Origin of the sequence: Rhizobium sp. 32-5/1, assembly GCF_029537235.1 — a bacterium.
Lineage (GTDB): Bacteria > Pseudomonadota > Alphaproteobacteria > Rhizobiales > Rhizobiaceae > Pararhizobium.
The window spans coordinates 3,484,650-3,506,872 of the sequence record NZ_CP120638.1 but is presented as its reverse complement, the minus strand read 5'-3'; the positions used below and the strand labels follow the sequence as shown (position 1 = coordinate 3,506,872).

Here is a 22,223-nt window from a genome sequence, read left to right as displayed (position 1 = left end):
GAACGCGCTCGATGAACTTTTCAGCCTGGGCCATTCGCAATCCGATCGCGCCGATCCTCGCCTTCGTCGTCCTGATGTTCCTTGGATATCAGGCTTTCAATACGCTGCCGATTACCCGCTTTCCGAACATCGACGTTCCGATCGTCTCGATCAGCGTCGGGCAAAGCGGCGCGGCTCCGGCCGAACTCGAGACGCAGGTTACCAAGGAGATCGAGGACGCGGTCGCCGGGATTTCCGGCGTCGATCACATCACCTCGACTATCAGCGACGGCATGTCGACGACGGCCGTGCAGTTCATGATGGACGTTCCGACCAACCAGGCGGTCCAGGACACCAAGGACGCGATCGACCGCATCCGGGGCGATCTGCCGGCCTCCATCGAAGAACCGATCGTCGCCAAGGTGGATGTCGAGGGTCAGGCAATCCAGACCTTTGCCGTGTCTTCTCCGGGCATGACGCTGGAAGAAATTTCCTGGTTTGTGGACGACACGATCAAGCGGGCACTGCAGGGCAAGAGCGGCATCGGACGCATTGACCGCTACGGCGGCGCCGACCGCGAAGTGCGCGTCGAACTTAACGAAGACCGGCTGAACTCCTACGGGATCACCGCATCCGACGTGAACAATCAGCTTCGCCGGATGAACACCGACCTTGGCTCGGGCCGAGGCCAAGTGGGCGGCAGCGAACAGGCCATCCGCACGCTCGGCGATGCCCGCTCGGTCGAAAGACTGGCCGGCACGATGATCGCCATGCCGAACGGCCGCTTCGTGCGCCTGTCCGAACTCGGCACCGTGACCGACACCTATGAGGAGCCCAAATCCTTCTCGCGCTTCGATGGCGACCCTGTCGTCACCTTCGCCGTCTTCCGCGCCAAGGGCGCAAGCGAGGTTTCCGTCGCGGAAACCGTTGCCGCCGCTCTTGACGAGGTCCGGGCGAAGAACGCTGGCGTCTCGATCAAGCTGATCAACGACAGCGTCTATTTCACCTATGGCAATTATGAAGCGGCCATCCATACGCTGCTGGAAGGCGCACTTCTGGCTGTTGCGGTCGTGCTGCTCTTCCTGCGCAACTGGCGTGCAACGCTGATCTCGGCGCTTGCCTTGCCGCTTTCGGCCGTCCCGACCTTCTGGGTCATGGACATGCTCGGCTTCTCGCTCAATCTCGTCAGCTTCCTTGCGCTGACGCTCGCCACCGGTATTCTGGTGGACGATGCGATTGTCGAGATCGAGAACATCGCCCGGCATATCAAGATGGGCAAGACGCCGTATCGCGCCGCCATCGAGGCCGCCGACGAGATTGGTCTCGCCGTTATCGCCACGACGTTCACGATCATCGCCGTCTTCGTGCCGGTCTCGTTCATGCCCGGCATTCCCGGCCAGTATTTCATCCAGTTCGGCCTGACGGTTGCCGTCTCGGTGTTCTTCTCACTGGCAGTCGCACGACTGATTACACCGGTCATGGCAGCCTATCTGATGCGCTCCAATGATGGCGATGGCCATCATGACGACAAGGACGGCACGATCATGCGCGGCTATACCTGGCTCGTCACGGTGACGACGCGCCGCTGGTATATGCGCTATGCGACGCTGCTTGCGGCCATCGCCTTCGTGTTTGGTTCGGTCATGCTGCTGATGACAGTTCCCGGCAGTTTCCTGCCGCCGGAAGACGCCTCGCGCATCGTGCTCTCCGTCGAACTGCCACCGGATGCGATGCTGGAGGACACAGACCGCACGACGGCTGAGATCTACGACAAGATCAAGGGCCTAGATGGCATCGAAGGCATCTTCGTGCTCGGCGGCGCATCGCCCAAGGGCGACCTCGAACTGCGCCGCGCGACCATTACCGTCATGCTGCACAAGCTCGATCACTCGCTCTTGAACAAGCTGGTGAATGACGTGCTCGGGCGCGCGCCGCTGATCGGCCAATATATGCCGAAGCTGCCGCCAGCCGGCCGCATCATCCCGCAGGCGCAGATCGAAAAGCAGGTCTATGCCGCCGTTCGTTCCATCCCTGATGTCCGCATCCTTAAGCTCAACGACCGCGGCGAGCGCGACCTCTCCTTCAACCTGCTTTCCAACAATGACGAAGACCTGAATTCCGCCGTTGCCCTGCTTGAAGGCAAGCTGCGTAGCGAACCGCTGCTCGCCAATGTCAGCCCGGACGGCGCCCTGCCCCGTCCGGAACTGCAGATCCGGCCGCGTGCGGACCAGATGTCCCGTCTCGGCATCACCACGTCACAGATCGCCGATGTCGTTCGCGTTGCCACGATCGGCGATATTGACGCGGCCCTGACGAAGATGTCGCTCGACAACCGGCAGATCCCGATCCGCGTCCAGATCGACACGGACTTCCGCACCGATCTCGCCGCCATTCGTAACCTGAAGGTCCAGACCGCTGCCGGCGCTCTGGTGCCGCTCGCGACGGTCGCGGATATCAACTATTCGGAAGGCCCAAGTTCGATCAAGCGGTACGACCGCAACCGGGTCGTGACCATGGGTGCCGATCTGCCGATCGGCGTAGCGCTCAACTCGGCCTCCGACCGCTTCAAGGAAATCGCCAAGGAAACGACGCTGCCACCGAGCGTGCAGTTCATCGAAAGTGGCGACGCGGAAGTGCAGGCGGAAATGGAGCAGGGCTTCGTCAATGCCATGCTGCTCGGCCTGATGCTGGTTCTGGTCGTGCTGATCCTGCTCTTCAAGGACGTGATCCAGCCCTTCACCATCCTGTTCTCGCTGCCGCTCGCCATCGGCGGCGTGGCGATCGGCCTGATCGTGACACAGAACGCCATGTCCATGCCTGTTCTCATCGGCATTCTGATGCTGATGGGCATCGTGACGAAGAACGCCATCCTGCTGGTCGATTTCGCCATCGAGATGATCAATCAGGGCATGGAACGCACGCAGGCCATGGTCGAGGCCGGCCGCAAGCGGGCACGCCCGATCATCATGACCTCGATCGCCATGTCGGCCGGCATGCTGCCGTCGGCACTCGGCGTCGGCGAAGGCGGCTCCTTCCGCGCGCCGATGGCGATTGCCGTGATCGGCGGCATCATCGTCTCGACGGTGATCTCGCTTGTCGTCGTGCCGGCCTTCTTCCTGATCATGGACGACCTGTCGCACCTGCTCGGCTGGATCTTCGGCCGTTTGGTCGGCCGCAAGGATGAGGAGATGCGTGTTCTCGAAAACGAGGAACTGACGGAAGTCGTCAACGACCAGACGCAAACGATCCACGAACTCCAGGCCCGCCTCGATCGCCTGGAGGGACGCTCCGGCAAGGGTGGCGGATCCAACGTCATCAACCATCCGGCGCTGGCTGCGGAATAACGACAATCACCACAAAGAAAGAAGCCGCGTGCAAACTCTGCACGCGGCTTTTTCTATTCTGAAAAGCGTCTGTTTCAGAGACCGCCGTGGACCGTCAGAAACTCCACGATCTGGTCGACGCCCTCGCCCCGCTTCATGTCGGAAAACACAAAGGCGCCGCCAGCGCGCATGCGGGTTGCATCCCGCTCCATCACGTCGAGATCGGCGCCGACATAGGGCGCCAGGTCCATCTTGTTGATGACGAGAATGTCGGAGCGGGTGATGCCCGGACCGCCCTTGCGCGGAATTTCCTCACCCTGGCAAACAGAGATCACGTAGATGGTGATATCGGCGAGGTCAGGCGAAAAGGTCGCCGCCAGATTGTCGCCGCCGGATTCGATGAAGACGACGTCGAGATCGGGAATGCGCCGGTTGAGATCGGCAATCGCCTGCAGATTGATCGAGGCATCCTCGCGGATGGCCGTGTGCGGGCAACCGCCGGTCTCGACCCCGACGATACGGTCGGATGGCAGCGCCTGCATCCGCACCAGCGCCTCGGCGTCTTCCTTCGTGTAGATATCGTTCGTCACCACCGCGACCGAATAGCGGTCACGCATCGCCTTGCAGAGCTTGTCGGTGAGTGCCGTCTTGCCCGAACCGACCGGACCGCCGATGCCGACGCGCAAGGGGCCGTTTGCAGATTTCATTGTTTCGTCCTTCTCAGATCCGGCTGTCGCGTTCACGACCGAAACAGCCTCGAATGCAGTGTTTCGTGCTTTAGCGCGGAAATATCCGCCATCAGGGTCGCAGAGCCGAGATCGTCGAGCGTGCTGGATGCCGCTCTCGCAGAAACCACCCCGATGACCGGCTCCAGCGCTGCCAGAATACCGACACCGTCGCGCTGGCCCGTCAGGCCACAGCGAATGGCCACTGAAACGGCATTCGAGGCCTGCGCATGCAGATAGGCAGCGATAACAGGCTGAAGACCAGTCCCGTGAACCCCGCCCACCGCCCCGACCGCGACGGGATAGGGTGCCATGCCGGACAGGGCGTCCAGGCTCGAATGCGGCCAATGGCCTGCTGCCGATAGAAACGCCTCACCCTGCAGCGTCGTTTCCATATGCCGCTCCCGCGATCCGGCCAGCGCAATGCCAAGATCCCGCACCGACAGCAGGCGGAAAGTGTCGCCGACGGCATGATAGCTTTCGGCCAGCAGCACGGCATCGTTCCAGCCCGTACCATTGGTCATTGCCGTCTCCAACCATGCTCTGAGCGCCTCGGCATCGATGATCAACCGGTCGTGTATCGCCTGCTCCAGCCCGCCGGAATAGGAAAATGCACCGATCGGAAAGGCTGGCGACAACCATGTCATCAGCCGGACAAGCGCCTGCGTCTGATCGTGCTCAACCATGCGCGTGATGGTGGCCGTGCCCGTGGCTATGCCCGCCCGTGCCGTGATAGGCGCCGCGCATCGGATGGAAAGGCTCCGTGACCTCGTTTACCGTCGCGCCCAGGCCCTCAAGCATCGCCTTGATGACCGGGTCGCGTGCGATCAGAATCCGGTCTTGGCGCAGTTCCGCGGGCAGATGTCGATTGCCCAGATGCCAGGCCAGTTCGATGAGGTGTTGCCGGTCGCGCGGGCGGATATCATAGAGCGCCTCGTCGATTGCCGCGATCCGCACATGCTGTCCGGTGTCGAGAACCAAAAGATCGCCATGCGACAGCATCACAGCTTCCTTGAGGTCGAGCATCACCACATCGTCGTCAGGCAGATGCAGAAGCTTGCGCCGAAGGTGCCGCTGATCGTGAGCAAGCGCAATAGTGTGCAACGGCACCTTGCCCACCAGTCCGGGGTCTGCCGGGCCCGGCGACAGGATTTCCGTGGAACGATAGGGCATTCAGAGTACCTCGACTTTATCCAGATGAACGACCTCGGTGCGCCTATCGATCACCAGATCGACTGTCGCACGCTGGAAGGCTTTGGTATGCCGGTCGCACAAATGCGCATCGAACGACGCTTGGGTTTTCCAGGTTTCGACAAAGACCAGCGTGTCGGCCACATCAGGCTTTTGGTAGAGGTCGAAGGAGACGCAGTCCTTCGTGCGACGCGCAGCTTCGATCAGAGGCTGCGCAACAGCCATCACATCGGCTGCGCGACCCCGCTGGGCTTTAACATAGGCGACGACATAAACCATGGAACGCCTTTCCTGGAAAACACAGACTAGAACATAAAATATCGCTGCGCCATCGGCAGGACCGTCGCCGGCTGGCAGGTGAGAAGCTCGCCGTCGGCGCGCACTTCGTAGGTCTCCGGATCGACCTCGATATGCGGCGTCAGGCTGTTGTGGATCATCGAATGTTTGCCGATGCCGCCGCGGGTGTTCTTCACGGCGAGCAATTCCTTGCCCACACCGAGGCGTGCCTTGATGCCGGCATCGAGCGAGGCTTGGCTGACGAAAGTGACCGAAGAATTGGTGCGTGCCTTGCCGAAGGCACCGAACATCGGCCGATAATGAACAGGCTGCGGCGTCGGGATCGACGCATTCGGGTCGCCCATCGGCGCGGCAGCGATCATGCCGCCAAGAATAACCATATCGGGCTTCACGCCAAAGAAAGCTGGGTTCCAGATGACCAGATCGGCGCGCTTGCCGACCTCGATGGAGCCGATCTCATGGGAGAGCCCCTGGGCGATGGCAGGATTGATCGTATATTTGGCGATATAGCGGCGAACGCGGAAATTGTCGTTTTCGCCGGTCTCTGATGAAAGGCGTCCCCGCTGGCGCTTCATCTTGTCGGCCGTCTGCCAGGTGCGGATTGCGACTTCGCCGACGCGGCCCATGGCCTGGCTGTCGGACGAGATGATCGAGAAGGCACCGATATCGTGCAGGATGTCTTCGGCTGCGATGGTTTCCTTGCGGATTCGGCTTTCGGCAAAGGCAATGTCTTCCGGAATAGACGGCGACAGGTGATGGCAGACCATCAGCATGTCGAGATGTTCGGCCAGCGTATTGACCGTGTAGGGCCGCGTCGGGTTGGTCGAAGAAGGGATGACGTTTGGATTGCCGCAGATCTTGATGATATCAGGCGCGTGACCGCCGCCTGCCCCTTCCGTATGGAAGGCGTGGATGGTGCGGCCCTTGATGGCGCTGATCGTATCCTCGACAAAGCCGCTCTCGTTCAGCGTATCGGTGTGGATCATCACCTGCACGTCGTATTCGTCGGCAACCGACAGGCAGCAATCGATGGCCGCCGGCGTCGTACCCCAGTCCTCATGCAGTTTCAGGCTGGACGCACCGGCGAGAACCATTTCCACCAGCGGCGCGGGCAGCGAGGCATTGCCCTTGCCGGCCAGCGCAAGGTTCATCGGAAATCCGTCGAAACTCTCGATCATCCGCTCGATATGCCAGGCACCGGTGCAGGTCGTGGCGAGCGTTCCGTGCGCCGGGCCACTGCCGCCGCCCAGCATGGTCGTGATGCCCGACATCAGCGCTTCATCGATCTGCTGCGGGCAGATGAAATGAATATGCGCATCCATGCCGCCGGCCGTCAGGATCTTTCCTTCGCCGGCGATCACCTCCGTCGAAGGGCCGACGATGATCGTGACACCCGGCTGTGTATCCGGATTGCCCGCCTTGCCGATCCCTGCAATTCGGCCATTCTTCAGGCCGACGTCGGCCTTGACGATGCCCCAGTGATCGACGATCAGCGCATTGGTGATAACCGTATCGACCGCGCCCTCGGCGCGTGTCGCCTGGCTCTGGCCCATACCGTCGCGGATGACCTTGCCGCCGCCGAATTTTACCTCGTCGCCATAGGTGGTGAAATCCTTTTCCACCTCGATGAACAATTCGGTATCGGCCAGCCGAACCTTGTCGCCGGTGGTCGGACCGAACATGGAGGCATAAGCCGCGCGGGACATCTTGTAGGACATGGGTTCAGGCTCCTTGGGAGAGTGGCATGAAAGGGTGCGTTTTTCCGGCTTTCCGGTCGATCGTCATCGTCGGCGATGCACCAGCAGCCTCGTTGAGCGCCGCAATCAAATAGTCGGCAAAACCGGCGCCACCGGTTTTGAAGGCTTCTAGCGCGGTTGCCACAGCCTTGGCTTCGCCAACGACAACGGTATCGGACAAAAGCAGATTTTCGATGAGGTATGCGAGCTTCGCACGATCGAAATCGGGCAGGCGACGCAGCGTCCAGACAAGCTCGACAAGCGTGATCGGGTTGATATAGCCGGGCCGGGCAACCGTCAGTTCCTCATCGACAAAACGCGTTACGATCGGAGACCACAAGGGATCGTCCTCCAGGAAATAACGAACCAGCACGTTTGTATCGAGACCGATCACGGATCCAACTCCAGACGCGCCGGATCGACCCGTCGCGCTACGGTTTCATCGATAGCCGCATCGATATCGATTGGAGCCTCCGGCTTTCTGAAAAGTCCCTTCAGGTGATTGAGCCCTGACTTTTTGGCGACCACCGAAACACTGCCCTTGTCGGACACGACAAATTGAATGAAGCCGCCAGCCTCCAGACCGATGACCTGTCGAACTTCTGCAGGGATGGTGACCTGCCCTTTCAGGGAAGCTTTTGCATCAAACCTACCCATAGAATATTCCCTACTTTTTTAGTCTACCCCTACAATGGGGACATAGTAGATCTAAGTCAAATCAAGTCAGGCGCGTCAATCGACCCTCCGCGACCCAACGATCGACAATCAATCGTTCAGACGCAAAGGGGTGCCAAAACCATCCCTGGTGACCAAAACCAACAATAGTTATGGAGCCCGCAGCGTGAGCCCATTTCTCCAAAACGGTCGCAATCACCAGAAGGCCGCTGCTCGGCACGATGTATGGTTCCGCATCCAATTGCTTCAATCGATCATCCAGCATCGAATGCACAGCGCCGTCGAACTGGACAAATTCCCGTGCCGTTGCCTCCGCAAAAGCCCGGAAACCGGCGCTGTAGTCATCACAAAGATCATCGAACTCCGGATGCGTCGCCGCCAAATCGGTGCGCAGGCACTCGAATTTTTGCGGAGAGCGCGCGCACCAGATTTCACGCACTTCCCGCACGGCAGCACTTGTCTTCCACTTGCCGCCGCCAAGCATGGACAGCGCCGGCCGGCCTGTATTGCAGACGGCGATGACATCGGTCTTCGTGCCACCTGCACCATAGGAGCGGCAATCGTTGAAGCGCACGACGAGATCAGCGGCGTCGATCGTCGCTGCAAGCCCCTCCGTAACATCGCCGTTGCCGACGATCATGATGCTCCGTCCCGCGCTCAATCCAAACCCTCGGCCATCAATAGGCTTCCAGCAATTCTTTCAGCTCCACCGTCCGCTTCGTCGTCAGATCCGCCAGGCAGGAGGAGACAAGCATCGGCTCCATCGAGCCGCCGCGGGCCGAGAAACCGGCAAGCTCGCATTGGCCATCGCGATAACCGATCCAGGCCCGCTGTGCCGCCTTCAGCGCCTCCACCGCACCGACAAGATTGGGCATCGACTCCGCCAAATCCTTGTCGATTTCGGCCATGTGCGCCAGCACCGTTTTATACGTCGCATTCAGCGCCGCGTCGGCGACCTCGTAGTCGACATTCGCGCAGTGATTCATATCGAACTGCGTTACCTGATTGTCGCAATCGACCTTCGGATCGTCCTGCGCAAAGGAAGCGGTGGCCCCCACAAGAAGGGTCGCGCAGGCAAGACCGAAAGGCGCAAGGAGAGATGTCGTCCTCATAGCGCGCCCATAACCTCTTGGCGAAAACCGTAGACTTCCCGCTTGCCGGCAAAGGGAATGAGATGCACCGTTCGCGTCTGGCCGGGCTCGAAACGAACCGCCGTGCCCGCCGGAATATCCAGCCGCCGGCCGCGGGCAGCCGCACGCTCGAACGACAGAGCGGGATTGGTTTCGGCAAAATGATAGTGGCTCCCCACCTGCACCGGCCGGTCGCCCGTATTGGAAACATCGAGGCTGATGCTTTCCAGACCGGCGTTCAGCTCGATCTCGCCGTCTGCTGCAATGATTTCGCCGGGGATCATCTAAAATCTCCCAGTCTGCTAAAGCGATATAGGCCGTACACAATGGAACTAACCAACCAAACACTTAGGTTCATTAGTTCGAGAGAATTAACGCCCAGAAAAACTTCGTAGCCAATGCCAAATAAATAGAAATTTAACAGTCTGACAAAGTACCCCAGCACACATAAAATTGATGCACCCTGTATTAGAATGAAGGCCACGAAGCCATAACGGTCAAAAGACAGGCGGGGTGCGAATGATTGTGCAATCAGAAACAACACCAAGCCCAGCGGCGCCACAAAAAGTGTAAAGTTCCCCTCAGCCATAAATATAGATACGATGGCTGCAGTGAGGAGGCCAATTACCGCGAGAGAGAGATCGTCGTTGTTAATTTTCTGAGAGTTTGAGGACATATGTCATTGGTCTCCTTTTAAATTATTACAGCGGCGCGCAGCCCGCGGCTTTCAGCACGCGCACCGCCGAGGGCGGATTGTTCAACAGCTTGCCCGCCGGACGAACGGGACGGCGGACCAGCTCGCCGCTGCAATTCGGGCAGATGCCGGCCAACGTGTCGGTCGCGCAATCCGCACAGAACGTGCATTCGAAGCTGCAGATCATCGCGTCCCGGCTCTCGGGCGGAAGATCCTTGTCGCAGCACTCGCAATTGGGTCTGAGCGCCAGCATGCAAGATCCTCAGCGAATGGGTTCGTGAACGGTCACCAGCTTGGTACCGTCCGGAAAGGTCGCCTCGATCTGGATGTCGTGGATCATCTGGGGGATGCCCTCCATCACCTGGTCCCGCGTGATGACATGGGCACCGGCCTCCATCAGGTCTGCGACGGAACGGCCGTCACGAGCGCCCTCAACCACAAAATCGGTGATCAGCGCAATCGCCTCCGGGTGATTGAGCTTGACGCCGCGTTCTAGACGCCGGCGAGCCACGATGGCGGCCATCGAAATCAGCAGTTTGTCTTTTTCGCGGGGAGTGAGGTTCATGCGTCGCCACCGATATTGCGTGTCAGATTACAGTGTCCAGACTTTCGGCACTGGCGCGCCTTTACGCAAGTGCGAAATGATTGGGATGAGGATTTTTCTCAAGGCGAAACCGTCCGCCGCCGCAAGCCGCGCGACGAGTTTGTCTTCACCCGCAACCTGATAATGGCTGACGCCGCCGGAGCCGTCACCGAGAAGTCCGCGCAGTCCGGACACCAGCGCTTCGCAATCCGGGCCGGTATAGAAAATCGTTGCAAAAGCGACCTTGCCGCCAAGCACCGCAGCGCCCTGTGTCAACGCGCCGATATGACCCGAAAGCCGCATGTTTTCCGCATGGATAAGCACGCCCGACTTGCGAATGCGCCAGCAATCCTGGAACAGGCCGTTCTCCATCGCCTCCCCCATCGCCTTGCGACCGAGCAACACAGCTTCGACTGCCAGAAACTGTCCGCCTTCGGCAATATCGACCTCCAGCCGGCGGGTGAGCGATGCCCGCTCGAACAGGATCGTCTCCTGCGGCAACCAGTGCACACTGGCATCAGGCCCGACCGCGATCCGGGTCTCCACCCTAGCTGTATCGGCGCTCGCCTTGTAGATTTTCTCGCAAGCCTGCGTGGTCAGCGTCAGGCGTGTGCCCTCGCCCGCAGCAAACCTCCAGTCCATCCGGTCGCCGCCGGTGAGACCGCCGGAACTGTTGATCAGCACAGCCTCCATCGCCCCGTCGAAGCTTTCGGGCAGACGGATCTTGGCGCAGCCTTCCTGATAGAGTTCGGCGATGCGCGTGCGGCCGGCAAAGGGCTTTGCGACCAGCCGCCCCCTGCCCCAGGCCCTTTGCGGGGCAATCAATGCCGCATTGTCCATCAAAACCGCCGTCAGACTGTGAGGTGGCGGCGCGCTTCCGGCGTATCCAGCGTTTCGGCCGGGCCTTCATGCACGATCTCGCCACGATCCATAATGTAGACATGGTCTGCAAGCTCGCGGCAGAAGTCAAGATATTGTTCCACAAGCAGAATTGCCATACCGGTCGAGTCGCGCAGATACTGGATCGCGCGCCCGATATCCTTGATGATCGACGGCTGGATGCCCTCGGTGGGCTCGTCCAGCACGAGGATTTTTGGACGTGTGACCAGTGCCCGGCCGATGGCCAGTTGCTGCTGCTGCCCGCCCGAAAGGTCGCCGCCGCGGCGCTTCAACATTGTGTTGAGCACCGGAAACAGGCTGAAAATATCATCAGGAATGAACCGGTCCTTGCGCGCAACCGGCGCATATCCGGACTCCAGATTTTCCTTCACGGTGAGAAGCGGAAAGACCTCGCGACCCTGCGGCACGAAGCCGATGCCCTGCTTGGCCCGATTATAGGGTGCCATGCCGTTCAACAGCTTGCCGTTGAAGGTCACTGTTCCGCCGCTCACAGCATGTTGGCCAGTTACCGCCCGCATCAGGCTGGTCTTGCCGACGCCGTTGCGGCCAAGCACGCAGGTGATCTTGCCCATCGGAGCCGTGATGGAGACGCCGCGAAGCGCTTGCGCAGCGCCGTAATGGAGATTGATGTTGTCGACAGTCAGCATTCCATCACCCTTTTCAGCATCAGTTTAAAAGCGTCCGCTTCAGTACCTGCAAAACATGTTTCTGTTCCTGCGTTGCCTCGCCACCGACCATTGAGACTTCCTCGGCAACGGCAATCAACTCCTGGCGCTCTTCCCCGGTCAGCACCTTGCTCCACAGGTCGCGGAAACGGCGGATCGGGTCTTCCGGATTAACCACACTCTTTACCGCCCAGTCCGCAAACACCAGCACCTCGTCCATGTCGCTTGGCTTGATAATGCCGTTCATCCGCTTGCGGACGACATCGCGTGCAGCGTCTTTCCAAACCGGCTTCTCATTCGCGAGACTGAGGAAGAATGCGACGGCTGCAATCGCCGGGTCTGCTATCGAGGCAAGTGGCGCAACTTCGGCCTTCTTGCGAAACTGGCGGCGCTTGTAGGCGCCACGCATCCGCTCGACAGAGTCGATAATTTCGCTTCCTGCTTCCCGAACCATCTTCAAGCGCCAATACCAAACGGCTGCCCCAGCCAAAACAAACACCACAAAACCAACAATATGCATTCGACTGAACCCTAAAAGATGAAAGCGACTGCCGGTGTTAAAGACGCTTTCCGACAGAGATTCAACCTTTACGTTTATTCAACGCCCCAGATAATTCTCGATCACCTTCGGATCATTGCTGACGAAATCGATCGAGCCTTCGGCGAGCACCGAACCTTCGGCAAGACACGTGACCTTGACGCCGAGATCGCGGATGAAACCCATGTCGTGCTCGACGACGACGACGGAGCGGGTTTTGGCGATCTCTTTCAGCAGCACCGCGGTTTCGCTGGTCTCCGCGTCCGTCATTCCAGCAACAGGTTCGTCAACCAGCAGCAGCTTCGGCTCCTGCGCGAGCAGCATGCCAATCTCCAACCACTGCTTCTGGCCATGGGATAGATTGGCAGCGAGATCGTCCTTGCGGGCCGTCATGCGCACGGTTTCGAGGATTTCCTCAATGCGAGCCTTGTCGCCGGGGGTCATCCGGTAGAACAGCGTGGAAAACACGCCGCGTTTGCGATTCAGCGCCAGCTCGATATTGTCCCAGACGGTATGGCTCTCGAACACGGTCGGCTTCTGGAATTTGCGGCCGATGCCGAGCTGCGCGATGTCGGCTTCGTCCTTCTTGGTCAAGTCGATCTCGCCGTTGAAGAAGACCTGGCCACTATCCGGCCGGGTCTTGCCGGTGATGATATCCATCATTGTCGTCTTGCCGGCACCGTTCGGGCCGATGATCGCCCTGAGTTCACCGGGCTCCACCACGAAAGAGAGTGAATTCAGCGCCTTGAAGCCGTCGAAGGAAACGGACACGCCATCGAGATAGAGCATGCTTGTCGACATTTTTTCGGCCATGGCTCTACTCCGCCGCCTGTGGGCTTGCTGTTGCAGCGGTCAGGGCCGCCGCCTTGTCTTCCTGATAGGTCTTTTCGGTTTCGCCGGCCGTCTTGTATTCCTTGCGCCGCGCAAAATACTGCTGGACGGTGCCGACGATGCCCTTCGGCAGGAACAGCGTTGTGGCGACGAACAGGGCGCCGAGCGCAAACAGCCAGAATTCCGGGAAGGCGGCGGTAAAGATGCTCTTTCCGAAGTTGACAAGGAACGCGCCGATGATCGGGCCGATCAGCGTGCCCCGTCCGCCGACAGCCGTCCAGATGACCACTTCGATCGAGTTGCCGGGCGCAAATTCACCGGGGTTGATGATGCCGACCTGCGGCACATAGAGCGCGCCGGCTACGCCTGCCATCATGGCCGAGATCGTGAAAATGAAGAGCTTCATGTTCTCGACGCGGTAGCCGAGAAAGCGCGTCCGACTTTCCGCATCTCGCACCCCGACGAGAACTTTGCCATATTTCGACCGGACGATGGCCGAACTCAAGAGCAGTGCGAGCGCGAGCGCAATCGCCGTTGCGGCAAAGAGCGCGGCGCGCGTTCCTGATGCCTGGATGTTCTGCCCGAGAATGTCCTTGAAGTCGGTGAGGCCGTTATTGCCGCCAAAACCCATTTCGTTGCGGAAGAAAGCGAGCAGCAGGGCGTAGGTCATAGCCTGGGTGATGATCGAGAGATAGACGCCGGTGACGCGCGAGCGAAAGGCAAACCAGCCGAAGACGAAAGCCAGCAGGCCCGGCACGACCAGCACCATCAGGGCCGCGAAAGCGAAATGATTGAAACCGTACCAGTACCAGGGCAGCTCCTGCCAGTTGAGGAAGACCATGAAGTCAGGCAATTCCGGATTGGCATAAACGCCGCGGTTGCCGATCTGACGCATCAGATACATGCCCATGGCATAACCGCCGAGCGCGAAGAAGGCGCCGTGGCCGAGCGAGAGAATGCCGCAATAGCCCCAGACGAGATCGAGCGCCAGCGCCAGCAGCGCATAGCAGAGATACTTGCCGAGAAGCGGCACGAGATAGCCGGGGATGTGCAGCGGATTGGTTTCGGCCAGCAACAGGTTGGACAGCGGCACCAGAACCGCGGCAAGCACGATGATCAGGGCGACGATCAGGGTCTTCTTTTCGTGGCGACGCAGGAGCATTTGCGAAATCATTATTCGATCGCCCTTCCCTTGAGCGCGAACAGGCCGCGCGGCCGCCGCTGAATGAACAGGATGATGCAGATGAGGATCACGATCTTGCCGAGTACAGCGCCGGCATAGGGCTCGAGAAACTTGTTGGCGATGCCGAGCGTGAGCGCGCCGACCAGTGTTCCCCAGAGATTGCCAACACCGCCGAAGACCACGACCATGAAGCTGTCGATGATGTAGTTCTGGCCAAGGTTCGGCGAGACGTTGTCGATTTGGCTGAGCGCCACGCCGGCCATGCCGGCAATGCCCGAGCCGAGACCAAAGGTCAGCGCATCGACCCAGGGCGTACGGATACCCATGGAGGATGCCATGCGACGGTTCTGCGTGACGGCGCGCATCTGCAGGCCGAACTTGGAGCGCTTGAGCAAGAGGAGAAGCGCTATGAAGACGCTGATAGCAAAGACGATGATCCACAGGCGGTTCCAGGTGCTGGCCAGACCGCCGACTTCGAAAGTGCCGGACATCCAGGAGGGATTATCCACCTGCCGGTTGGTCGGCCCGAAGATCGTGCGGATCGTCTGCTGCAGGATGAGCGAGAGCCCCCAGGTTGCCAGAAGGGTTTCGAGCGGCCGGCCATAGAGCCAGCGGATGATGCCGCGCTCAATGCCAACGCCGACAAGGCCGGTAAACAGGAAAGCCATCGGGACGGCGAAGGCCAGCGAATAATCGACCAGGCCCGGTGCCACGGCTTGCACCGTCTGCTGCACGACATAGGTCGTGTAGGCCCCGAGCATGACCATTTCGCCATGGGCCATGTTGATGACGCCCATGACGCCGAAGGTGATGGCCAGGCCGATGGCGGCCAAAAGCAGAACCGAGCCGAGCGACAGGCCGTACCAGATGTTCTGCGCCACGTCCCACAGCGCAAGGCTGCGGTTGATTGACCGGATGCTCTCCTCGATGCCGGGCCTCAGTTCATCGGGCGCGGTTGCCGCGGCAGCCGTCAGGATGGTCAGCGCATCGCGATTGCCGCGGGCAGCGATCGTGTCGATCGCGGCCTTCTTGTCCTCAAAGCTGGCATCGGTCTTGAGCAAGATGACAGCGCGCACCGCTTCCATCGTGCTCTTGACCTCGGCGTCCTTCTCCTCGGCCAGCGCCGAGTTGAGCAGGTCGAGGTTTTCGGGGTTGGCATCTTTCAACAGGTCGTTGGCAGCCGCGAGACGGGCGGAGCGATCGGGGCTGAGCAACGTCAACTGGCTCATGGCCGCGCTGATTGCGCCGCGAAGACTGTTGTTCAGTCGAATTTTTGCAAGATTGCCGGGCGCATCGCCGATGGCGGCACCGGTCAGGACATCAAGATAGCTGCCGCTGGCCTCTCCCTCAAGGAAGACAGGTCCGCCGGACTTGGGCGCAAAAAGCTTGCCGTCACTGAGGTTCTGGAGGATTTCGGCAACCTTGGGGTTACCCGATGCTGCGAGCGCGTTGACGGCCTCGACCTTTTGCGGGAAGTTGCCGACGCCGAGTGCGTCAACGAGCGGCCGGATGTCTTCCTGGGCACGCAGCCCGGTTGCCAGGCAACTCACGAGCAGACAAAGGGCGACAAGGAAAGTCTGGATGGCGCGATACATGGCTCTTCTTGTTCCGTTGGCCTTAACGCGGCGCCCCTTGCGGATCCGCTGCATCAAAGCTGTTGCCTAACATTTCCGCATATCCGTGCCGGCTGAGGATCAGGTCGAACAAGAACGAAGCGACCGATTGCCCGGAACAGGTCCCGCCGTTCGCAATGCAGGAAACGTGCCACCTATGGGCGCCTTCATGAGCGAAAGGTGGAGGGCGATAAGTCCCTCCGCCCAGGTGGGAGACCGGGACGGAGGATATTTGCGTAAAATCATAAGGTAACTGGATCATTTGGGAGTGACGGTCGAAACCGTCACCCGAATATGCTGACCTTGATGAAATCAGGAACCCCTATTTCAGGAACCCTTGCCGCCGCACTTGCCGGTGGCAACGTTGAAGTTGCCGCAAGACATTGGCTTGCGCCAGTCGGAGATCAGATCCTTGGAGTCGGGCAGATAGTCGGACCATTCGTCACCGACGACGGCAGGCGTCTGCTGGACGATTTCGAACTGGCCGTCTTCCTGGATTTCACCGATCAGCACCGGCTTGGTGATGTGGTGGTTCGGCATGACGGTGGCGTAGCCGCCCGAAAGGTTCGGAACGGTGGTGCCGATGATCGTGTCGAGCACGGCATCCGTGTCGGTCGTGCCGGCAGCTTCGACAGCCGATACCCAGGCCTTGAAGCCGATATAGGCGGCTTCCATCGGGTCGTTGGTCACGCGCTTGTCGTTCTTCGTGTAGGCATGCCACTGCTCGATGAACTCGGCATTGGCAGGCGCATCGACCGACTGGAAATAGTTCCAGGCAGCGAGGTGACCGACGAGCGGCTTGGTATCGAGACCGGCAAGCTCTTCTTCGCCGACCGAGAAGGCGATGACCGGAATGTCGGTCGCCTTGATGCCCTTGTTACCGAGTTCTTTGTAGAACGGCACGTTGGCATCGCCGTTGATCGTCGAGACGACGGCCGTCTTCTTGCCGGCGGAGCCGAATTCCTTGATCTTGGCAACTTCCGTCTGCCAGTCGGAGAAACCGAACGGCGTGTAGTTGATCAGGATATCCTCTTTCGGGATGCCCTTTGCGATCAGGTAGGCCTCAAGGATCTTGTTGGTCGTGCGCGGATAGACATAGTCGGTGCCTTCGAGAACGAAGCGCTCGACGCCTTCCGTTTCCATCAGGTAGTCGACGGCCGGAATGGCCTGCTGGTTCGGCGCAGCACCGGTGTAGAAGATGTTGCGCGAGGATTCTTCACCCTCGTACTGTACCGGGTAGAAGAGCAGCGAGTTGAGCTCTTCGAAAACAGGCAAGACGGATTTGCGCGACGACGAGGTCCAGCAACCGAACACGGCGGAAACCTTGTTGACGGAAATCAGCTCGCGGGCCTTTTCAGCAAACAGCGGCCAGTCGGAGGCCGGATCGACGACGACGGCTTCGAGCTTCTTGCCGAGCAGACCGCCCTTCTTGTTCTGATCCTCGATGAGCATCAGCATGGCATCCTTGAGCGTGGTCTCGGAGATGGCCATCGTGCCGGAAAGCGAATGCAGGATGCCGACCTTGATCGTGTCGTCGGCAGCATAGACGCTCGAAAATGCGGTCGTGGCCATCGCACCGGCCAGAAACGCGCCCATGACATGGGATTTGAATTTCATTGTGAACCCCTCTCGTTCTTTGACGACGGCTCCTGGGAGACATTTACCGTTCGTAAAGGAACTATCCGTCGGGGCTCCTGAAAGCTGTATACGTCAATTGACGTAGGGAGGGTGGGCAAGTGTGCAATGCGGTATACTTAATGCCCATGCGTTTCTATGCTAGGACCGAGCAGCAGCCTTCAAAGGGCCATCCGACAGTCGTTCAAACGGGAAACGCACGCAGCCGATGACAGCACGCCAGCGCATCATTCCGGTCCGGCGCGAGTATAATCGCTGGGTCGCCAACCAGACGCTGGAAGACTATGCGCTGCGGTTTACGGCCAAGAGTGCCCGGCAATTCTCCTCGCAGCGCATCTCGCAGACCGCAATCGGGGCGATTTCCTTCCTGGCGCTGGAGGCGATCGGCGGGGCGATCACGCTCTCCTACGGCACGACCAATGCCATTATCGCCATCCTCGTTGCCAGCGCCGTCATGCTCGGCGTCGGCATTCCGATCAGCCGCTATGCCATTCGCCACGGCGTCGACATCGACCTCCTGACCCGCGGTGCAAGTTTCGGCTATATCGGTTCGACCATCACCTCGCTGATCTATGCCTCGTTCACCTTCATGCTGTTTGCCATCGAAGCCTCGATCATGTCGGCAGCACTCGAGCTGGCGCTCGGCATACCGCTGTGGATCGGCTACATTATCAGCGCCGTGATGGTGATCCCGCTGGTGACGCATGGCGTGCGGCTGATCAGCCGGTTCCAGATCATGACCCAGCCCTTCTGGATCATCCTGAACATCCTGCCCTTCATCTTCATCGCGCTGGCCGACTGGAGCAAGTTCGACCTCTGGCTCGCCTTCGAAGGCGCCAACAAGGCAGCGGCACCTGGCCAGCTCGCTTCCTTCTCGCTTGCCGAGTTCGGCGCCGCCTCGGCCGTCATTCTTGCGCTGATGGCGCAGATCGGCGAACAGGTGGACTTTCTGCGCTTCCTGCCACCCGAGGGCCAGAGCAAGCTCAGGCACCGGTTTGCGGTGTTTCTCGCCGGTGCCGGCTGGGTGATCGTCGGTGCGCCGAAGCTGCTCGCCGGATCCTTCCTGGTGGTGCTGTGCCTGAGCGCCGGGGTTCCGGTCGAGGACGCCGCCGATCCGGCCCATATGTACCTCACGGCCTTCGGCTACATGATCCCCTGGCCGGAGGCGACGCTGCTTCTGATGGTCGCCTTCGTCGTCGTTTCGCAGCTCAAGATCAACGTCATGAACGCCTATGCGGGCTCGCTCGCCTGGTCGAACTTCTTCTCCCGCCTGACACACAGCCACCCCGGCCGCGTCGTCTGGCTGATGTTCAACGTGGCGATCGCGCTCTTGTTAATGGAACTCGGTATCTACAAGCTACTCGAAGAGACGCTCGGCATTTTCTCGATCATCGCAATGTCCTGGCTGTGCACGATCTCGGCCGACCTATTCATCAACAAGCCGCTGGGGCTTGCCCCACCCGGCATCGAGTTCAAGCGGGCGCATCTTTACGATATCAATCCGGTCGGCATCGGGGCCATGACGATTTCAGCCGCCGTCGCCCTCTTCGCGCATTTCGGCGCTTTCGGCGCCATGGCGGCTTCGCTCGCACCCTATATCGCACTGGTAACGGCCTTTATCGCCTCGCCGACCATCGCCTGGGGCACCAAGGGCAAATACTACCTCGCCCGCAAGCCGCGGCAGAGCTGGCGAAAACTCTCGACCGTCACCTGCTCGATCTGCGAACATCCCTTCGAGCCGGAGGACATGGCCTGGTGCCCGGCCTATTCCGCGCCGATCTGCTCGCTGTGCTGTTCGCTCGACAGCCGCTGCCACGACATGTGCAAGCCGCATGCGCGCTTCAATGCTCAGGCGGCCGTGGTCGCAAAGACCGTGCTTCCGCAGATCGTCACGGAAAAACTCGCGACCCGGCTCGGCCGCTACGGCATCGCCGTGGTGCTGGCAGTCACCGGCATCGGCGTCATCCTTGCCATGATCGCGCACCAGACCGGCACCGCATCCCCTGAAACCGCGGAGGTGATCAACCGCACCGCTGTCGTCGTGTTCTTCGTGTTTTCGGTGGTCACCGGCGTCGTCTGCTGGTTCTATGTTCTCGCCCATGACAGCCGGCTGGTGGCGGAGGAAGAATCCTCGCGGCAGAACACCCTGCTGCTCAAGGAAATCGCGGCTCACAAGAAGACCGACGCCGCCTTGCAATACGCCAAGGAAACGGCGGAAGCCGCCAACCGGGCGAAAAGCCGCTATGTCGTGGGCTTGAGCCACGAACTGCGCACCCCGCTCAATGCCGTGCTCGGCTATGCCCAGATTTTGGAGCGCGATGAGACCATTCCGGCCCCGCGCCAGTCGGCGATCAAGGTGATCAAACGCAGCGCCGACCATCTATCCGGGCTGATCGACGGCCTGCTCGATATTTCCAAGATCGAGGCCGGCCGGCTGCAGGTCTATTCGAACGAGATCAACATCCAGGATTTCCTCGACCAGATAGCCGATATGTTCAGACCGCAGGCGCAAGCCAAAGGGCTGATCTTTGACCATGTCCGCGCACCAAGCCTGCCGCAATATGTGCGAACCGACGAAAAGCGGCTGCGGCAGATCCTCGTCAACCTTCTCTCCAACGCCATCAAGTTCACCGATACGGGCACCATCCGCTTCGATGTTGCCTATCGCAGCCAGGTTGCTACCTTCACCATATCGGACACCGGCCGCGGCATATCGGAAACGGACCTGCCGCGGATTTTCGAACCCTTCCAGCGGGGGAGGCCGAGCATATCCGGCCGATGCCGGGGCTGGGGCTCGGACTGACGATCACGCGGCTTTTGACCGAAACGCTCGGCGGCGAAATCTCGGTGACCAGCATCCGTGACCAGGGCTCGACCTTCAGGGTGCGGCTGATGCTGTCGGCCATCGACAGGCCGAGCATTCCCCTGCCCTCGGTGCGTAAGATCGCCGGCCATAGTGGCCCGCGGCGCACGATCGTCGTCGTCGATGACAACGAGGATCACCGCGAGCTGATGCGCGAAGTGCTGATGCCGCTCGATTTCGTCGTGTTGACGGCGGCCGGCGGCACGGAATGCCTGACGCTAATCGAAGGTGTGCGGCCGGATCTCTTCCTCATCGATATTTCCATGCCAGGCATGAATGGCTGGCAGCTGGTGACGCGCCTGCGCGAACAGGAGCAGGTCGCGCCGATCATCATGCTCTCAGCCAATATCGGGGATGGGACGACGACAGACACGCGCACGGGCCACAACGACACGCTGACGAAACCCTTCGACATCAGACAGTTGCAGGACAAGCTCGCCGTGCATCTGGAGCTGGAATGGATTTACAGCGACGCCCTACCCACGCCGCCGGAAAAGCCGTCCGGCGAGATCCGCACACCCGGCGTCGCGCATGTCGAGGAGTTGATCCGGCTCGGCGAAATCGGCTATGTGCGCGGCATCGAGGCAAAGCTTGCAGATCTTGCCAAATCGGAAGAAAACCAGCCCTTTACCGAAGCGGTGAAGACCTATGTGCAGGCTTTCGACCTGGCCGGCTATGCGGACTTCCTGCAGAACATCAACAAACAAGGGAGGCCAGCCGGTGAATGAGACTGCCCACCCGCGCGATATCGTGCTGATCGTCGATGACAGTCCGGAAACGCTGGGCTTCCTCACGGATGCACTGGAGCAGTCCGGATTTTCCGTGCTGATCGCAACCTCCGGCAAGGCAGCAATCAATGTCGTCGATCGGATCACGCCCGACGTCATCCTCATGGATGCGGTCATGCCCGGCATGGATGGTTTCGACACCTGCCGGACGCTGAAGACCAATCCCGGCGTGGCGCAGGTCCCGGTAATCTTCATGACCGGCCTGACCGAGACCGAACACATCATTCACGCGCTGGAATCGGGCGGTGTCGATTATCTGTCGAAACCGATCAACATTGACGAACTGCGGGCCCGGATCCGGGTGCATCTTGCCAATGCGCGCTCGGCGCAGAGTGCACGGGTGGCGCTCGACGCTGCCGGCCGGCATCTGCTGGCAGTGCGTGGCAACGGCACGATCCAATGGTCGACGCCGCAGGCGACGCGGCTCGTCAACGCCGCAACCGGTCGCGACGATGGCCTCGACACGCTGGCCGGGCATATCCAGCAATGGATGGCGGAACGCGACAGGCCAGGTGCCTCGAAAAATGCCGCCCTGATGATCCAACAGAACGGCCAGCCGGTGCTGCAGCTTGCTTTTCTGGGAGCCATCGGCGGCGATGAGTTCCTGTTCAGGCTCACCGGCGTCAGCCAGACGAGCGACGACGAGATCCTGCGGCAGAGTTTTTCGCTGACGGTGCGCGAAGCCCAGGTGCTGCTGTGGATCGGGAAGGGCAAATCGAACCGCGATATCGGGGAGATTTTGGGCCTAAGTGCCCGCACGGTGAACAAGCATCTGGAGCAGATATACGTGAAGCTCGGCGTGGAAAACCGCGCTTCCGCCGCCGTCAAGGCGGCGAATGTCCTGCACCAGGAATAGAAAACCGGGCTGCGTGAT

The 22,223-nt window shown here is 60.3% G+C and carries 22 protein-coding genes and 1 pseudogene; 3 read left to right on the top strand and 20 right to left on the bottom strand.

Annotation, left to right across the window (positions count from 1 at the left end; genetic code table 11):
- Positions 1 to 11: 11 nt before the first annotated feature.
- Complete coding sequence (locus P6U16_RS17605) at positions 12 to 3,323, top strand: efflux RND transporter permease subunit (RefSeq protein ID WP_277701593.1); 3,312 nt, start codon at positions 12 to 14, stop codon at positions 3,321 to 3,323.
- 74 nt (positions 3,324 to 3,397) lie between these two features.
- On the opposite strand, the gene ureG is transcribed toward P6U16_RS17605, so the two are convergent.
- The 20 genes from ureG to urtA form a co-directional block, all read right to left on the bottom strand.
- The gene (gene ureG, locus P6U16_RS17600) at positions 3,398 to 4,009 is read right to left on the bottom strand and encodes an urease accessory protein UreG (protein ID WP_277701592.1); all 612 of its coding nucleotides are present in this window, start codon (positions 4,007 to 4,009) and stop codon (positions 3,398 to 3,400) included.
- Positions 4,010 to 4,041: 32 nt separating this feature from the next.
- Positions 4,042 to 4,713: an urease accessory protein UreF gene (locus tag P6U16_RS17595; protein ID WP_277701591.1), complete on the bottom strand. Its 672-nt coding sequence runs from the start codon at positions 4,711 to 4,713 to the stop codon at positions 4,042 to 4,044.
- Positions 4,706 to 5,200 carry an urease accessory protein UreE gene (gene ureE / locus P6U16_RS17590; protein WP_277701590.1) on the bottom strand — a complete coding sequence of 165 codons (495 nt, stop codon included), beginning with the start codon at positions 5,198 to 5,200 and terminating at the stop codon, positions 4,706 to 4,708. The genes P6U16_RS17595 and ureE overlap by 8 nt, the downstream gene beginning before the upstream one ends.
- Positions 5,201 to 5,497: a putative quinol monooxygenase gene (locus P6U16_RS17585; protein ID WP_277701589.1), complete on the bottom strand. Its 297-nt coding sequence runs from the start codon at positions 5,495 to 5,497 to the stop codon at positions 5,201 to 5,203. It abuts the gene before it with no gap.
- A gap of 26 nt (positions 5,498 to 5,523) precedes the next feature.
- Positions 5,524 to 7,233, bottom strand: a complete 1,710-nt coding sequence (gene ureC, locus P6U16_RS17580; protein ID WP_277701588.1) for an urease subunit alpha — start codon at positions 7,231 to 7,233, stop codon at positions 5,524 to 5,526.
- A 4-nt stretch (positions 7,234 to 7,237) separates the two neighbouring features.
- Positions 7,238 to 7,645 carry a type II toxin-antitoxin system VapC family toxin gene (locus P6U16_RS17575; RefSeq protein WP_277701587.1) on the bottom strand — a complete coding sequence of 136 codons (408 nt, stop codon included), beginning with the start codon at positions 7,643 to 7,645 and terminating at the stop codon, positions 7,238 to 7,240.
- Positions 7,642 to 7,908, bottom strand: coding sequence for an AbrB/MazE/SpoVT family DNA-binding domain-containing protein (locus tag P6U16_RS17570; protein WP_277701586.1), 267 nt, complete (start codon positions 7,906 to 7,908; stop codon positions 7,642 to 7,644). Before P6U16_RS17570 ends, P6U16_RS17575 begins: the two co-directional genes overlap by 4 nt.
- 61 nt (positions 7,909 to 7,969) lie before the next feature.
- Positions 7,970 to 8,566 (bottom strand): Urease operon accessory protein, encoded by a 597-nt coding sequence (locus P6U16_RS17565; RefSeq protein ID WP_277701585.1) that lies wholly within the window; start codon positions 8,564 to 8,566, stop codon positions 7,970 to 7,972.
- 37 nt (positions 8,567 to 8,603) lie between these two features.
- Entirely contained in the window at positions 8,604 to 9,038 is a 435-nt protein-coding gene (locus P6U16_RS17560) for a lysozyme inhibitor LprI family protein (protein WP_277701584.1), read from the bottom strand.
- A complete protein-coding gene (locus tag P6U16_RS17555; RefSeq protein ID WP_277701583.1) occupies positions 9,035 to 9,340 on the bottom strand; it encodes an urease subunit beta in 306 nt (101 codons plus the stop codon). The genes P6U16_RS17560 and P6U16_RS17555 overlap by 4 nt, the downstream gene beginning before the upstream one ends.
- On the bottom strand, positions 9,337 to 9,732 hold the full coding sequence (locus tag P6U16_RS17550; RefSeq protein ID WP_277701582.1) for a hypothetical protein: 396 nt from the start codon (positions 9,730 to 9,732) through the stop codon (positions 9,337 to 9,339). The genes P6U16_RS17555 and P6U16_RS17550 overlap by 4 nt, the downstream gene beginning before the upstream one ends.
- Before the next feature lie 25 nt (positions 9,733 to 9,757).
- A complete protein-coding gene (locus P6U16_RS17545) occupies positions 9,758 to 10,003 on the bottom strand; it encodes a DUF1272 domain-containing protein (RefSeq protein WP_277701581.1) in 246 nt (81 codons plus the stop codon).
- Positions 10,004 to 10,012: 9 nt separating this feature from the next.
- Positions 10,013 to 10,315, bottom strand: a complete 303-nt coding sequence (locus P6U16_RS17540; RefSeq protein ID WP_277701580.1) for an urease subunit gamma — start codon at positions 10,313 to 10,315, stop codon at positions 10,013 to 10,015.
- Positions 10,316 to 10,342: 27 nt separating this feature from the next.
- The gene (locus P6U16_RS17535) at positions 10,343 to 11,173 is read right to left on the bottom strand and encodes an urease accessory protein UreD (RefSeq protein WP_277701579.1); all 831 of its coding nucleotides are present in this window, start codon (positions 11,171 to 11,173) and stop codon (positions 10,343 to 10,345) included.
- A gap of 11 nt (positions 11,174 to 11,184) precedes the next feature.
- Positions 11,185 to 11,880: an urea ABC transporter ATP-binding subunit UrtE gene (gene urtE / locus P6U16_RS17530; protein WP_071832636.1), complete on the bottom strand. Its 696-nt coding sequence runs from the start codon at positions 11,878 to 11,880 to the stop codon at positions 11,185 to 11,187.
- 19 nt (positions 11,881 to 11,899) lie between these two features.
- Positions 11,900 to 12,418, bottom strand: coding sequence for a hypothetical protein (locus tag P6U16_RS17525; RefSeq protein ID WP_277701578.1), 519 nt, complete (start codon positions 12,416 to 12,418; stop codon positions 11,900 to 11,902).
- A gap of 78 nt (positions 12,419 to 12,496) precedes the next feature.
- Positions 12,497 to 13,249: an urea ABC transporter ATP-binding protein UrtD gene (gene urtD, locus P6U16_RS17520; RefSeq protein ID WP_277701577.1), complete on the bottom strand. Its 753-nt coding sequence runs from the start codon at positions 13,247 to 13,249 to the stop codon at positions 12,497 to 12,499.
- A 4-nt stretch (positions 13,250 to 13,253) separates the two neighbouring features.
- A complete protein-coding gene (gene urtC / locus P6U16_RS17515; RefSeq protein WP_277701576.1) occupies positions 13,254 to 14,441 on the bottom strand; it encodes an urea ABC transporter permease subunit UrtC in 1,188 nt (395 codons plus the stop codon).
- The gene (urtB, locus tag P6U16_RS17510; RefSeq protein ID WP_277703892.1) at positions 14,441 to 16,045 is read right to left on the bottom strand and encodes an urea ABC transporter permease subunit UrtB; all 1,605 of its coding nucleotides are present in this window, start codon (positions 16,043 to 16,045) and stop codon (positions 14,441 to 14,443) included. The genes urtC and urtB overlap by 1 nt, the downstream gene beginning before the upstream one ends.
- 345 nt (positions 16,046 to 16,390) lie before the next feature.
- Positions 16,391 to 17,659, bottom strand: coding sequence for an urea ABC transporter substrate-binding protein (urtA, locus tag P6U16_RS17505; protein WP_277703891.1), 1,269 nt, complete (start codon positions 17,657 to 17,659; stop codon positions 16,391 to 16,393).
- A gap of 247 nt (positions 17,660 to 17,906) precedes the next feature.
- On the opposite strand from urtA, the pseudogene P6U16_RS17500 reads away from it, so the two are divergent.
- Together P6U16_RS17500 and P6U16_RS17495 are read left to right on the top strand one after the other, a co-directional pair.
- Positions 17,907 to 21,289, top strand: a pseudogene (locus P6U16_RS17500) (ATP-binding protein).
- Positions 21,282 to 22,205, top strand: a complete 924-nt coding sequence (locus tag P6U16_RS17495; RefSeq protein WP_277701575.1) for a DNA-binding response regulator — start codon at positions 21,282 to 21,284, stop codon at positions 22,203 to 22,205. Before P6U16_RS17500 ends, P6U16_RS17495 begins: the two are co-directional and overlap by 8 nt.
- Positions 22,206 to 22,223 lie beyond the last annotated feature (18 nt).

What these genes read in the sequence shown, in the direction of transcription:
- P6U16_RS17585 (WP_277701589.1), bottom strand. Translation starts at nt 5,497, where the DNA reads ATGGTTTATGTCGTCGCCTATGTTAAAGCCCAGCGGGGTCGCGCAGCC.
- P6U16_RS17540 (WP_277701580.1), bottom strand. Translation starts at nt 10,315, where the DNA reads ATGAACCTCACTCCCCGCGAAAAAGACAAACTGCTGATTTCGATGGCC.
- urtD (WP_277701577.1), bottom strand. Translation starts at nt 13,249, where the DNA reads ATGGCCGAAAAAATGTCGACAAGCATGCTCTATCTCGATGGCGTGTCC.
- P6U16_RS17560 (WP_277701584.1), bottom strand. Translation starts at nt 9,038, where the DNA reads ATGAGGACGACATCTCTCCTTGCGCCTTTCGGTCTTGCCTGCGCGACC.
- P6U16_RS17550 (WP_277701582.1), bottom strand. Translation starts at nt 9,732, where the DNA reads ATGTCCTCAAACTCTCAGAAAATTAACAACGACGATCTCTCTCTCGCG.
- ureE (WP_277701590.1), bottom strand. Translation starts at nt 5,200, where the DNA reads ATGCCCTATCGTTCCACGGAAATCCTGTCGCCGGGCCCGGCAGACCCC.
- P6U16_RS17545 (WP_277701581.1), bottom strand. Translation starts at nt 10,003, where the DNA reads ATGCTGGCGCTCAGACCCAATTGCGAGTGCTGCGACAAGGATCTTCCG.
- P6U16_RS17595 (WP_277701591.1), bottom strand. Translation starts at nt 4,713, where the DNA reads ATGGTTGAGCACGATCAGACGCAGGCGCTTGTCCGGCTGATGACATGG.
- urtB (WP_277703892.1), bottom strand. Translation starts at nt 16,045, where the DNA reads ATGTATCGCGCCATCCAGACTTTCCTTGTCGCCCTTTGTCTGCTCGTG.
- ureC (WP_277701588.1), bottom strand. Translation starts at nt 7,233, where the DNA reads ATGTCCTACAAGATGTCCCGCGCGGCTTATGCCTCCATGTTCGGTCCG.
- urtE (WP_071832636.1), bottom strand. Translation starts at nt 11,880, where the DNA reads ATGCTGACTGTCGACAACATCAATCTCCATTACGGCGCTGCGCAAGCG.
- P6U16_RS17565 (WP_277701585.1), bottom strand. Translation starts at nt 8,566, where the DNA reads ATGATCGTCGGCAACGGCGATGTTACGGAGGGGCTTGCAGCGACGATC.
- P6U16_RS17605 (WP_277701593.1), top strand. Translation starts at nt 12, where the DNA reads ATGAACTTTTCAGCCTGGGCCATTCGCAATCCGATCGCGCCGATCCTC.
- P6U16_RS17525 (WP_277701578.1), bottom strand. Translation starts at nt 12,418, where the DNA reads ATGCATATTGTTGGTTTTGTGGTGTTTGTTTTGGCTGGGGCAGCCGTT.
- urtC (WP_277701576.1), bottom strand. Translation starts at nt 14,441, where the DNA reads ATGATTTCGCAAATGCTCCTGCGTCGCCACGAAAAGAAGACCCTGATC.
- P6U16_RS17570 (WP_277701586.1), bottom strand. Translation starts at nt 7,908, where the DNA reads ATGGGTAGGTTTGATGCAAAAGCTTCCCTGAAAGGGCAGGTCACCATC.
- P6U16_RS17535 (WP_277701579.1), bottom strand. Translation starts at nt 11,173, where the DNA reads ATGGACAATGCGGCATTGATTGCCCCGCAAAGGGCCTGGGGCAGGGGG.
- ureG (WP_277701592.1), bottom strand. Translation starts at nt 4,009, where the DNA reads ATGAAATCTGCAAACGGCCCCTTGCGCGTCGGCATCGGCGGTCCGGTC.
- P6U16_RS17555 (WP_277701583.1), bottom strand. Translation starts at nt 9,340, where the DNA reads ATGATCCCCGGCGAAATCATTGCAGCAGACGGCGAGATCGAGCTGAAC.
- urtA (WP_277703891.1), bottom strand. Translation starts at nt 17,659, where the DNA reads ATGGGCGCGTTTCTGGCCGGTGCGATGGCCACGACCGCATTTTCGAGC.